General features: G+C 55.2%; 11 protein-coding genes. 7 read left to right on the plus strand and 4 right to left on the minus strand.

Annotated elements, in window-relative coordinates:
• Positions 1 to 107: 107 nt before the first annotated feature.
• The 7 genes from H7R56_RS08345 (at position 108) to mglC (ending at position 8294) form a co-directional block, all read left to right on the plus strand.
• Positions 108 to 1241 (plus strand): YbfB/YjiJ family MFS transporter, encoded by a 1134-nt coding sequence (locus H7R56_RS08345; protein WP_106924447.1) that lies wholly within the window; start codon positions 108 to 110, stop codon positions 1239 to 1241.
• Between the two features lie 115 nt (positions 1242 to 1356).
• A complete protein-coding gene (folE, locus tag H7R56_RS08350) occupies positions 1357 to 2025 on the plus strand; it encodes a GTP cyclohydrolase I FolE (protein ID WP_106924401.1) in 669 nt (222 codons plus the stop codon).
• Between the two features lie 20 nt (positions 2026 to 2045).
• The gene (gene yeiB / locus H7R56_RS08355) at positions 2046 to 3203 is read left to right on the plus strand and encodes a DUF418 domain-containing protein YeiB (RefSeq protein WP_182928575.1); all 1158 of its coding nucleotides are present in this window, start codon (positions 2046 to 2048) and stop codon (positions 3201 to 3203) included.
• 157 nt (positions 3204 to 3360) lie between these two features.
• Positions 3361 to 4383: an HTH-type transcriptional regulator GalS gene (gene galS / locus H7R56_RS08360; RefSeq protein WP_106924403.1), complete on the plus strand. Its 1023-nt coding sequence runs from the start codon at positions 3361 to 3363 to the stop codon at positions 4381 to 4383.
• A gap of 291 nt (positions 4384 to 4674) precedes the next feature.
• Positions 4675 to 5673: a galactose/glucose ABC transporter substrate-binding protein MglB gene (gene mglB / locus H7R56_RS08365; protein ID WP_106924404.1), complete on the plus strand. Its 999-nt coding sequence runs from the start codon at positions 4675 to 4677 to the stop codon at positions 5671 to 5673.
• Between the two features lie 74 nt (positions 5674 to 5747).
• Complete coding sequence (mglA, locus tag H7R56_RS08370; RefSeq protein ID WP_106924405.1) at positions 5748 to 7268, plus strand: galactose/methyl galactoside ABC transporter ATP-binding protein MglA; 1521 nt, start codon at positions 5748 to 5750, stop codon at positions 7266 to 7268.
• A gap of 15 nt (positions 7269 to 7283) precedes the next feature.
• Positions 7284 to 8294: a galactose/methyl galactoside ABC transporter permease MglC gene (mglC, locus tag H7R56_RS08375; RefSeq protein ID WP_106924406.1), complete on the plus strand. Its 1011-nt coding sequence runs from the start codon at positions 7284 to 7286 to the stop codon at positions 8292 to 8294.
• Between the two features lie 75 nt (positions 8295 to 8369).
• On the opposite strand, the gene preA is transcribed toward mglC, so the two are convergent.
• The 4 genes from preA to cdd form a co-directional block, all read right to left on the minus strand.
• Positions 8370 to 9605: an NAD-dependent dihydropyrimidine dehydrogenase subunit PreA gene (gene preA, locus H7R56_RS08380; protein ID WP_106924407.1), complete on the minus strand. Its 1236-nt coding sequence runs from the start codon at positions 9603 to 9605 to the stop codon at positions 8370 to 8372.
• Positions 9606 to 9607: 2 nt separating this feature from the next.
• Complete coding sequence (locus H7R56_RS08385) at positions 9608 to 10840, minus strand: NAD(P)-dependent oxidoreductase (protein WP_106924408.1); 1233 nt, start codon at positions 10838 to 10840, stop codon at positions 9608 to 9610.
• A 389-nt stretch (positions 10841 to 11229) separates the two neighbouring features.
• Positions 11230 to 11964, minus strand: a complete 735-nt coding sequence (gene sanA / locus H7R56_RS08390; RefSeq protein ID WP_106924409.1) for an outer membrane permeability protein SanA — start codon at positions 11962 to 11964, stop codon at positions 11230 to 11232.
• 196 nt (positions 11965 to 12160) lie between these two features.
• Complete coding sequence (cdd, locus tag H7R56_RS08395) at positions 12161 to 13045, minus strand: cytidine deaminase (RefSeq protein WP_106924410.1); 885 nt, start codon at positions 13043 to 13045, stop codon at positions 12161 to 12163.
• Positions 13046 to 13080 lie beyond the last annotated feature (35 nt).

A 13080-nucleotide genomic window follows, 5' to 3' on the forward strand; every position in this document is an offset into this window, starting at 1 on the left:
TAATGTCATCATACAGATAATTCATCGTCGGTGAGTAACTTTCACTTCCGCACATGCTTCACATGTTGCATCATAAAGATAACTTTAATTTTACATTTGAGGCGTTCATGCCGGTACGAATTGCGCTCAGCGGCTTTCTGGTGCTGGTGACGACGGTGGGGATAGGGCGTTTTGCCTTTACGCCTCAGGTGCCGCTGATGATTGCCGAAGGCCAGCTGACGCTGACCAGCGCCGGGCTGGTGGCGGCGTTGAACTATCTGGGCTATCTGGTCGGGGCCTGGGATGCGATGCGCGCCGGTCGCGGCGTTGAAGCGCGGCTGTATCTGGGCATTATTGGCGCTGTCGCGCTGACCTTTTTCTCCGCGCTGGCGGATAACGCCTGGTTACACGGTGCGCTGCGCTTTGTCATCGGCTGCATGAGCGGCTGGGGGATGGTGCTAACGGCAGCGTGGGTCAATGAACGGCTGGCGCATTATGCCCGGCCGGGGCTCAGCGCGGCGGTGTTTGCCGGGCCGGGGGCCGGGATCGCCATCAGCGGGCTGCTCGGTGTCTTTATTCACGCCCAGTCGCTGAGCGCCGCTGCGGGCTGGCAGCTCTATGGCGTGCTGGCGCTGCTGCTGGTGGTCATGGTCGCGCGCTGGTTTCCGCGTCCCGGTGAGCTGCATCGCAGCGGCGAGCAGCCGCCACCCCTGACGCTCACGACGCCTTTACGGCGGCTGGTCTGGAGCTACAGCCTGGCCGGTTTCGGCTATATTTTACCTGCAACGTTCTTGTCACAACTGGCCAGCCAGCGTTTTCCAGACAGTCTGTTTGCCCAGTTTATCTGGCCGGTTTTTGGGCTGGCCGGGGCGACGGGAATTGCGCTGAGCATTGCGATGCGCCGCTTTGGCCACAGCCATCAGCGGTTGGCCATCGTCTTGTGGCTACAGGGGGCGGGTGTGCTCGCTGCCTGGCTGCTGCCGGGAATGAGCGGCCTGGTCGTCGGCGCGCTGCTGGTTGGCGGCGGCTTCCTGGCGGCGGTTCAGCTGTCGCTGCTGTTCGGGCGGGAGCTGGCTCCGCATCATACGCGTTATATGGCCGGGCTCTTAACCACCGGCTACGCCATTGGTCAACTGGTGGGGCCGATGACGTCGGCGCTCTCAACCTGGCTGACGCAGCGCCTGGAACCGGCGCTGGGCATCGCCGCCGTGGCCCTGCTGATTGGCGGGATGCTGGTCTGGCGTCCGCAGCCCGAAAGATAAGAACGATTGCAATAATTATCGCGCCGAAGACTGGATTCTGTGCGTCGCCTCACGCACAATGAGTGCAAACTTTGCACCAATAAAAGCAAAGCGCCACACCTGCAGGAGAAACACTATGTCATCACTAAGTAAAGAAGCGGTCCTGGTCCACGAAGCGCTGGTCGCCCGTGGTCTGGAAACCCCGCTGCGCCCACCGGTGCGCGAAATGGATAATGAAACCCGTAAGCGCCTGATTGCTGGACATATGACTGAGATCATGCAGCTGCTGAATCTCGATCTGAGTGATGACAGCCTGATGGAAACGCCGCATCGCATAGCAAAAATGTATGTAAACGAAATTTTCTCGGGCCTCGATTACGCGAATTTCCCGAAAATTACCGTCATTGAGAACAAAATGAAGGTCGATGAAATGGTGACGGTGCGCGATATCACCCTGACCAGTACCTGCGAACACCATTTTGTCACCATTGACGGTAAAGCGACCGTGGCCTATATCCCGAAAGATTCGGTGATCGGTTTGTCGAAAATCAACCGCATTGTGCAGTTCTTTGCCCAGCGCCCTCAGGTGCAGGAGCGTTTGACGCAGCAAATTCTGACCGCGCTGCAAACGCTGCTTGGCACCAACAACGTGGCGGTGTCCATCGATGCGGTGCACTACTGCGTGAAGGCGCGCGGTATTCGTGATGCGACCAGTGCCACCACCACGACATCACTCGGCGGCCTGTTCAAGTCCAGCCAGAATACCCGCCAGGAGTTCTTGCGCGCGGTGCGTCACCACAACTAATCGGTAAACGGAGTCGGTAGATGGAGCGTAACGTCACGCTGGATTTTATTCGTGGCGTTGCCATACTCGGAATTCTGCTGCTCAATATCAGCGCCTTCGGTTTACCGAAGGCGGCTTACCTTAACCCGGCCTGGTACGGTGAGGTCACCTCGCGCGATGCCTGGACGTGGGCTGTTCTTGACCTTTTCGCGCAGGTTAAATTCCTCACGCTGTTTGCGCTGCTATTTGGCGCAGGACTACAGCTTCTGCTGCCGCGCGGTTCGCGTTGGATCCAAAGTCGTTTAACGCTGCTGGCTCTACTTGGGTTTATACACGCGCTGCTATTCTGGGACGGCGACATTCTGCTGGCCTATGCGCTGGTGGGGCTGATTTGCTGGCGTCTGGTGCGCGATGCCGGTGAAGTGAAGGCGCTGTTTAATACCGGCGTGATGCTGTACGCCGTGGGCGTTGCGGTGCTTATCCTGCTGGGGCTGATTGCCGATAACGGGCAAAGCCGCTCGTGGCTGCCGGATGCGTCAAGCCTGCTTTACGAACACTACTGGAAGCTGAACGGTGGCGTTGAAGCCTTCCGAAACCGCGCCGATATGCTATCGGCAAACCTGCTGGCGCTGGGTGCACAGTACGGTTGGCAGCTGGCGGGGATGATGCTGATGGGCGCCGCGCTGATGCGCTGCGGCTGGCTGAAAGGGCAGTTCAGCCCGCGCCACTATCGCCGCTGCGCGGCGGTGTGCATTACGCTCGGCGTGCTGATTAATCTGCCGTCCATTGCGTTACAGTGGCATCTTGGCTGGGACTACCGCTGGTGCGCTTTCCTGCTGCAGGCCCCGCGTGAAATCAGCGCGCCGCTTCAGACGCTCGGCTATGCGGCGTTGGCCTACGGTTATTGGCCACAAATTAGCCGATTTAAGCTGACTGCCGCAGTGACCTGCGTAGGGCGTATGGCGCTCACTAACTATCTGCTACAAACCCTTATCTGCACCACGTTGTTCTACCATTTCGGCCTGTTTATGGACTTTGACCGCCTGATGCTGCTGGCGTTTGTGGTTCCGGTCTGGCTGGTCAACCTTGCCTTTTCGCTGCTGTGGCTGCGCCGTTTCCGTCAGGGGCCGGTGGAGTGGCTGTGGCGACAGCTGACGGCAAAAGCCGCAGGCGTTTCCTTCCGCAACACATTTAGATAACGATCAAGATCACAACCATTAACAAAATGGATGTAACCGTTTCCAGACGTGTGAACTCCCTCACGTAGTTGCCGCAAACTCGCTGCCAGAATAGCGCTTCTTGATGGACCCAGGAGGTGTCACGTGTACAGCAGTAAGAGTCTACCGGGCGGTGAGTATGGTCACCATTCGTGATGTCGCCCGCCAGGCGGGGGTATCCGTCGCCACCGTTTCGCGGGTGCTGAACAATAGCGCGCTGGTGAGTCAGGACACCCGGGATACGGTGATGAAAGCGGTTGCCGCGCTGGGCTATCGGCCTAATGCCAACGCCCAGGCGCTGGCGACCCAGGTGAGCGACACCATCGGTGTGGTGGTTATGGATGTCTCCGACGCCTTCTTCGGTGCGCTGGTCAAAGCCGTTGATACGGTGGCCCAGCAGCATCACAAAAATGTGCTGATTGGTAACAGCTACCATGAGGCAGATAAAGAGCGTAATGCCATTGAGGTGCTCATCCGCCAGCGCTGTAGCGCGCTGATAGTGCATTCGAAAGCGCTGAGCGACCGTGAAATCAGTGAATTCATGGCGCAGATGCCCGGCATGGTGCTTATCAACCGTCTTGTTCCCGGCTACGCGCATCGCTGCGTGTGCCTGGATAACGTGAGTGGCGCGCTGATGGGCACGCGGATGTTGCTCAATCATGGCCATCAACGTATCGGGTACCTGGCGTCCAGCCACCATATCGAAGATGACGACCTGCGGCGGGAAGGCTGGTCGCGGGCGCTGCTGGAGCAGGGCATTGTTGGGCCCGAGAGCTGGGTGGGTACCGGCACGCCGGATATGCAGGGCGGTGAAGCGGCAATGGTTGAACTGCTGGGACGCAACGCCGGGTTAACGGCGGTGTTTGCTTACAACGATAGCATGGCTGCCGGTGCGCTAAGCGCGCTTAAAGACAACGGCATTGCGGTGCCGCAACAGGTTTCAGTGATTGGTTTTGACGACATTCCCATCGCGCGTTACACCGATCCACAGTTAACTACCGTGCGCTATCCCATTGTTTCAATGGCGAAACAGGCCACAGAACTGGCATTGCTGGGGGCGGCGGGCAAGCTCGATGCCGATGCGACGCACTGCTTTATGCCGACCCTGGTACGCCGTCATTCGGTCGCTCAGCGGCAATTTGTGCATCCCATCACGAACTAAAGTGTTAAACCGATGTAACCGTTTTCAATCTGTGAGTAAATTCACAGATTGTTAACATCGCCGTGGCTATAGTGGCAGCGTTTACCAGACTGAAACATGATGTAACGGTGATTAATCACTTTTAATCGCGTTGAACGGCTGCAAAAACAGTTTTAATCGTAACCTGGATTGTTACTCAACACGGAAGAACAAATTTTTATCAGTGAATTTCGTCGGGTGGTAACATTCCATTAACCATGCCCGCCGACTATTTTCACCCGTACTACCCTGCATAATAAAACCGGAGATACCATGAATAAGAAGGTGTTAACCCTGTCTGCTCTGATGGCCAGCATGTTTTTCGGTGCCGCAGCGCACGCTGCCGATACGCGTATCGGTGTGACGATTTATAAATACGACGACAACTTCATGTCCGTTGTGCGCAAGGCGATTGAGAAAGACGGCAAGTCCGCCCCGGACGTTCAGCTGCTGATGAACGACTCCCAGAACGACCAGTCCAAACAGAACGATCAGATTGACGTTCTGCTGGCAAAAGGCGTGAAAGCGCTGGCGATTAACCTGGTTGACCCGGCGGCTGCGGGTACGGTCATTGAAAAAGCGCGCGGCCAGAACGTGCCGATCGTTTTCTTCAACAAAGAACCTTCTCGTAAAGCGCTGGATAGCTATGACAAAGCGTTTTATGTGGGCACCGACTCCAAAGAATCCGGCATTATCCAGGGCGACCTGATTGCTAAACACTGGGCGGCAAACCCGAACTGGGACCTGAACAAAGACGGTCAGATTCAGTTCGTGCTGCTGAAAGGCGAACCGGGCCATCCGGATGCTGAAGCGCGTACCACCTATGTTATCAAAGAGCTGAATGACAAAGGTCTGAAAACCCAACAGCTGCAGCTGGATACCGCCATGTGGGATACCGCTCAGGCTAAAGACAAAATGGACGCCTGGCTGTCCGGCCCGAACGCCAACAAAATTGAAGTGGTTATCGCTAACAACGATGCGATGGCAATGGGTGCAGTAGAAGCGCTGAAGGCGCACAACAAATCTTCCATCCCGGTATTCGGCGTGGATGCCCTGCCAGAAGCGCTGGCGCTGGTGAAATCCGGTGCGATGGCCGGTACCGTGCTGAACGATGCTAACAACCAGGCGAAAGCCACCTTCGATCTGGCGAAAAACCTGGCTGAAGGCAAAGGTGCCGCTGACGGTACTAACTGGAAAATCGAAAACAAAATCGTCCGCGTACCTTACGTTGGCGTAGATAAAGACAACCTTAGCCAATTCACCGGTAAGTAATCTTTAAATATATGGGGCGTACGTCCGTGCGCCCCAAAAATACTGACGCAGAATTATCGCAGCCAGGTATATATATGGACAACAATAATAGAGAGCCGTCTGGCGAATTCTTGTTGGAAATGAGCCAGATCAACAAGTCATTTCCGGGCGTAAAAGCACTCGATAATGTTAACCTGAAAGTTCGCCCGCACTCTATCCATGCATTAATGGGTGAGAACGGTGCGGGCAAATCAACGTTATTAAAATGCCTATTTGGGATCTACCAAAAAGATTCCGGCAGTATTCTCTTCCAGGGTAAAGAAATTGATTTCCATTCTGCCAAAGAGGCGCTGGAAAACGGCATTTCGATGGTGCACCAGGAGCTTAACCTGGTATTACAGCGTTCCGTGATGGATAACATGTGGCTGGGGCGTTACCCCACCAAAGGCGTGTTTGTCGATCAGGACAAAATGTACCGTGATACCAAAGCCATCTTTGATGAGCTGGATATTGATATTGACCCGCGCGCCCGCGTGGGCACGTTATCCGTCTCACAGATGCAGATGATTGAAATCGCCAAGGCCTTCTCCTATAACGCGAAAATCGTGATTATGGATGAGCCAACCTCATCGCTGACGGAGAAAGAGGTGAACCATCTGTTCACCATTATCCGTAAGCTGAAAGATCGCGGTTGTGGCATTGTCTATATCTCCCACAAGATGGAAGAAATCTTCCAGCTGTGTGATGAAATTACCGTTCTGCGCGACGGGCAGTGGATCGCCACCCAGCCGCTGGAAGGGCTGGATATGGACAAGATTATCGCCATGATGGTGGGCCGTTCGCTGAACCAGCGCTTCCCCGATCGCCAGAATAAGCCGGGTGAGGTGATTCTCGATGTTCAGCACCTGACCTCGCTGCGTCAGCCGTCGATTCGCGACGTCTCGTTCCAGCTGCGCAAAGGCGAGATTCTCGGGATTGCCGGGCTGGTGGGCGCCAAGCGTACCGATATCGTGGAAACGCTGTTTGGCGTCCGTGAGAAATCTTCCGGCACCATTACACTGCACGGGAAGAAAATCAACAACCATAACGCCAATGAAGCCATTAATAACGGTTTCGCCCTGGTGACCGAAGAACGTCGTTCAACCGGGATTTACGCTTATCTTGATATCGGTTTTAACTCATTAATTTCAAATATTAAGAGCTATAAAAACAAAATTGGCCTGCTGGATAATTCGCGCATGAAGAGCGACACCCAGTGGGTTATTGACTCTATGCGCGTGAAAACGCCGGGGCACCATACTCAGATTGGTTCACTATCGGGCGGTAACCAGCAGAAGGTTATTATTGGCCGCTGGTTATTGACTCAACCAGAAATTCTGATGCTCGATGAACCCACCCGCGGTATTGACGTTGGCGCGAAATTTGAAATTTATCAACTGATCGCTGAGCTGGCGAAGAAAGATAAAGGGATCATTATTATTTCTTCAGAAATGCCTGAGCTACTGGGTATTACTGACCGCATCCTTGTCATGAGTAATGGCCTGGTTGCCGGTATTGTAGAAACAAAAACAACAACGCAAAACGAAATTCTCCGTCTTGCGTCATTGCACCTTTAATCGCAGGGGCTCGACATGAGTGCGTTAAATAAAAAAAGCTTTCTGACCTATCTCAAAGATGGCGGTATTTACGTCGTTCTTTTGGTTCTGTTGGCCATTATTATTATCCAGGACCCAACGTTCCTGAGTTTGCTGAACCTCAGTAACATTCTGACCCAGTCTTCGGTACGTATTATCATTGCGCTGGGCGTGGCGGGGCTGATTGTGACCCAGGGTACCGACCTGTCGGCGGGTCGCCAGGTGGGTCTGGCGGCGGTTATTGCGGCGACGCTGTTACAGTCGATGGAGAATGCCAATAAGGTATTCCCGGAGATGGCGACCATGCCTATCTTCGTGGTTATCCTGATCGTTTGCGCCATTGGCGCGGTGATTGGTCTGATTAACGGTATTATCATTGCTTATCTGAACGTGACGCCGTTTATCACCACGTTGGGTACCATGATCATCGTGTACGGTATTAACTCCCTGTACTATGACTTCGTGGGCGCATCGCCAATTTCCGGCTTTGACAGCGGCTTCTCCACCTTCACGCAGGGCTTTATTGCGTTGGGGAGCTTCCGCTTATCCTACATCACCTTCTACGCGCTGATCGCCGTTGGTTTTGTGTGGATCCTGTGGAACAAAACCCGCTTTGGTAAAAATATTTTCGCCATCGGCGGCAACCCGGAAGCAGCGAAAGTTTCCGGCGTTAACGTGGCGCTGAACCTGCTGGTGATTTATGCGCTGTCCGGCGTGTTCTATGCCTTCGGCGGGATGCTGGAAGCGGGCCGTATCGGCTCGGCGACCAACAACCTTGGCTTTATGTATGAACTGGATGCGATTGCGGCCTGCGTGGTCGGCGGGGTATCGTTCAGCGGCGGCGTAGGTACCGTGCTGGGCGTAGTGACCGGTGTCATTATCTTCACCGTTATCAACTACGGCCTCACCTATATCGGCGTGAACCCTTACTGGCAGTACATCATCAAGGGCGGGATCATTATCTTCGCCGTGGCGCTGGACTCCCTGAAATACGCACGTAAGAAATAAGCGTAGCAAGAGAAACATAAGAAAAGCCCGGCGAAAAAAGCCGGGCTTTTGATTTTGCAGACCAGGTCGAAGGGATTAAAGCGCGACGGCGTGCGCTTTTTCACCCGGTTTAAAGGCTATCTCCCCAAGACTAATGCAGGCCACCGGGCAGACGTGTCCACAGAGCAGGCAGCCGACGCATTTTTCGGTATTGCAATGTGGCGTGCGGGTCTCCTCATTCCACTCCATCGCCTGATGCCCACCGTCGTAGCAGGAGATATAGCAGCGGCCGCAGCCGACGCATTTTTCCTGATGAATATGCGGGTAGACGATATAGCTGCGGTCAAGGTCTTCGGCCGGTACGATGTTGTGGTTGGCAAGGCCAATCATCTCATCAAGCGAATGGAAGCCCTGATCGTGAAGGTAGTGGGAGAGGCCGCTTATCATATCTTCGACGATACGATAGCCGTACTGCATGATGCCGGTCGTGACCTGCAGCGTCGCTGCGCCCAGCAGTAAAAACTCGGCGGCGTCTTCCCAGGTTTCAATCCCGCCGATCCCGCTGATAGGGAAGTCCTTCAGTTCGGGGTGAGTGCGTAGCTGCTGAATGAAGCGCAGCGCAATCGGCTTCACGGCCTTGCCGGAATACCCGGAGACGCTGGATTTGCCGTTGACCACCGGCATACCGATTTTTCGATTGAGGTCGATATTGGTAATCGATTTAACGGTGTTGATGGTCGCAATACCGTCGGCACCGCCGCGTTTGGCCGCCAGCGCCACTTCGCACATATCGCCGATGTTTGGCGTCATTTTGGCCAGCATGGGCAGAGAAGAGCCGCGCTTCACCGCCCGGCAGTATTTCTCTACCAGCTCCGGGCTTTGCCCGACGTCGCTGCCCATCGCGTGGGAGGTCATCTGCGGGCATGAGAAGTTACATTCGATCATGTCGGCACCGGCTTCTTCGACGAGTTTCGCCAGATCCTGCCACTGCTGTTCATTTTCGCCCATGATCGAGGCGATCAGCACTTTATCGGGATAGTCCTGCTTGAGCTGGCGGATCGCCGCCAGGTTTTCCGCCAGCGGGTGTTCGGCAATCTGCTCCATGTTTTTAAAGCCGATAAACCCGGTGTCTTCTTTGGTTAAATGATCGAAGCGTGGGGAGACTTCATTGGCAATAAAGAAGCCGATAGTTTTAAACACGATACCGCCCCAGCCGCTGTCATAGGCCTTGGCGCACATGTCGTAGCAGTTGCCTACCGGTGAAGACGAGAGACAGAACGGATTAGGGAATTTGACGCCACAGAAGGTGACCGACAGATCTTTAGTTAACATGTTCATGCCTCCTCTAAATAGTGATGAATGGCCTGAGCGGCTTCTTTCCCGGTCTTCACGGCGTAGACGACGGTTTTATCTCCCTTGACGATATCGCCCGCGGCGAACAGCTGAGGATCGCGGGTCTGGTAGTCGTGCGTTTCCACGATATTGCGCTGCGCCTGAATCCCCGCAAAGGCCTCTAATTCGGCGTGTTGACCCACGGCGAGATAAATACGTTCTGCCGTCAGCGTCAGCTCGCCGGGCAGGCGAACGTGCTGGAACGTGACGTTGTTGCCCGTCACGGCGACAGGCGTAAAGCCATCAATAATTGACACGCCTAGTGCCTGGGTGGTAGTGAACTCTTTATCACTTGCCGGGAATTCGGCCATCTCTTCGCGCGCTACGCAGGTGACGGACGGGCAGCCGAGTATTTTCAACGTGCTGGCCACGTCCATCGCCACGTCGCCGCCGCCGACAATCAGCGCGCTTTGCGGTACGCTGATGTTGCCGCCAGAGGTACGAGCATGCTGGAGAAAGTCGACGGCAATTTCGACCTGGCTGGCGTCGTTAAACAGCGGCAGCGTCGAGCCTTTGGACATCCCAACGGTCAGCAGTACGGCGCGGTAGTCGGTTTTTAGCTCGGCGAGCGTCAGGTTTTTGCCAACCTCGCAGCCACAGCGAATCGTCACGCCCATTTCGCTGATGCGCGCAATTTCAGTATCCAGGACCTTTTGCGGCAGGCGAAATTCCGGAATGCCGTGCCGCAGCCAGCCGCCCGGCTGGGCTTCTTTTTCGAACAGGGTAACGTCATAACCCAAATTGGTGAGCGTCACGCTGGCCTGTAATCCGGCAGGGCCCGCGCCAATAATGGCGACTTTGCCTTTATCCTTACGGCCCGGCTGGTAAATCTGCATTGCCGTTTGCTGCTCAAAATCGGTGACAAAACGCTGCAGGCGGCCGATATCAATCGGTGTATCGATTCCCGAGCGCGAGCAGCCCTGCTGGCACAGCTTTTCCGTTGGGCAGACTCGTGCACACACGGCCCCTAACGCATTATTTTCCCGAATGGTTTCGGCTGCGCCCTTAATGTTGCGGAAATAGACTGAACGAATGAACTTGCCCGGGTCAGTTTCCGCCGGACAAGACTGACTGCACGGCGCGTCGTGGCACAGCAGGCAGCGGGAAGCTTCTTTGATCGCCAATAGCGGCGTAAAGGCGGGAATCAGCTCAGCCTGATATTCGTGTTGTGACATGATGGCTCCCTTAATGATTAGTTTAATTAAGGCAAATAAAGTGAAACAACTACTGGCAGGCTAAGCGGATGAAGGGGAGGGGTCTGTGAAAGCATTCACAAATAGCCCTATTTATACTGTGTTTTTTCGGAGATAGCAGGAATACATAAGATGCAAATAGGAACTGTTTGCGCAATGAGAATCCATTAGAGAAATTTATCTGAAGCGGAGGTTTACTCTGTTTTATTTTGCGCATTCATAGCTGTCCCACCGTGCCAGTTTGTCTGTCATCAATTTAAAGCCAATCGACGGCATCATCAGAATGGCCTCCGGCAGCAAACACGATAAAGACAAGCTACGTACCTGAGATCGCGCGTTATTCGCATTTTACGTGATGTGTGACACCGATATCACTCATCAACCTTAGCGGCGGATTTCTTCTTCTGTAGCTCCAGCATTTGATCCGGCGTCACCGCCGGGTAGCCCTGCGCATCTTCGGGGACTTCCTGCTGGGCCGGAATGGGAATCAGCGGGCCTAAGAAGCGCGGTTCGCGTTTGAAAAGATACAGATCGGCCAGCGCGCCGAAGCGGGCGCCAAATTCGCGCAGACGTACGCTCCACATATCCTTCGGCGACGGCACGGCGTAGCACTGCGCCTGAATCCCCATATGCAGTGCAATAAACAGCGCGCGCTCGCAGTGGAAACGTTGGGTGATGATAATGAAATCGTTGGTATCGAACACCTTACGCGTGCGCACAATGGAATCGAGCGTGCGGAAACCGGCGTAATCCAGCACGATATCTTCCGGCGCAACGCCGGCTTTAATCAGGTCGCGGCGCATGGTCATCGGCTCGTTGTAGCTTTGCAGCGCGTTGTCACCGCTCAGCAGCAGATAGTTAACCTTGCCGCTGTTATAGGCGTTGAGCGCGCCCTGAATGCGGTAGCGGTAGTACTGATTGATAACGCCGGTGCGATAATACTTCGCGGTGCCGAGCACCACGCCCACCTGGCGGTAGGGAAGATCCTGAAGCTCGTCGTAAATATAGGGTGCGGTTTTCCAGCTCATCCAACGGTCAAGACCCAGCACGGTCAACAGCAGCAGGCCGCACAGGACTAACAGGCTGTATAACACACGCTTTAACATTCACTTGGCTCAATAGTCGACGAGGGAGACATCAGGCTACTGTACCCGTCGGGCAAGAGCAAGAAACCATCGTTTAATTGCGGGGAAATTAGACAACGGAGACGGATTGCCGTTTGTAGGCCGGATAAGGCAAAGCCGCCATCCGGCAATCTGCTCCAGTTCGCCTGATAGCGCTACGCTTATCAGGCCTACATCGTTAACCTAACAGCACGCGATCGATATTGTGGCAGCCCAGCGCTTTCAGCGTCGCGGCGGTGGCATCCCACTGAATCAGCGGCGCATCGGCGCGTTCGGCCAGAACGGCACGCTGGATATCCGGGTAGTCGTAGCCGTTCAGGCTCAGCAGGTTTAGTGCGCCCTGCAGCGGCGGCAGCGTTGGGTTAAACGCCGCGTTTTCTGCATAGCTGCCGCTGAAAATCGTACCATCACGCAGCGCCAGCGCTACGCCGGAAGGCGCTTGACTGTACGGGGTGTGGCTGTGGTTAGCGGCCTGAATAGCAGCCTGTGCCAGCGCATCGCCTTCAAGCGGATAGCCGTGATCCTGCTCATCCATCAGCAGCGTTTTGATATCGAGATCTTTTGGCCCGAACGCATCCGGCAGGTAGTCTTTCAGCGTATGCGGCTGACGGCCTGGCAGGTTAATACGCAACGACAGCCCGCTGTTCAGCTCGTTCATAAACTGACGGCAGTGGCCGCACGGCGTGTAGTTAACGGTAATGGCCTGCAGCGCTTTTTCGCCGCGCAGCCAGGCGTGGCTGATGGCGCTTTGTTCAGCGTGAACCGTTTGTTGCATGGTGGCACCGAGAAACTCCATGTTGCCGCCGAAGTACCAGGTGCCGCTGACGCCGCGGGCAATCGCGCCGACGTTAAAATGGGAGAGGTCCGCGCGGGCGCAGGCTGCAGACAGCGGCAGGAGCGCGAAAGCGAGCGCGTCTTCGTCCAGCCCCGTCGCCTTTTGCAGCGAAGAGACCTGCTCGGCGGTCAGCAGAGCAGGAAAGTGCGGATCGGCTAACAGCGGGGCGATAGCGGTCTGCAGATCTGCCGCCAGTTGCGTAAAAGCAGATTGAAAACGTGGGTGCATGGCGTTGTGCCTCGTAACGTTGTAATGGAATGGTA

The sequence above is a fragment of the Klebsiella sp. WP3-W18-ESBL-02 genome (assembly GCF_014168815.1).
Classification (GTDB): domain Bacteria; phylum Pseudomonadota; class Gammaproteobacteria; order Enterobacterales; family Enterobacteriaceae; genus Kluyvera; species Kluyvera ascorbata_B.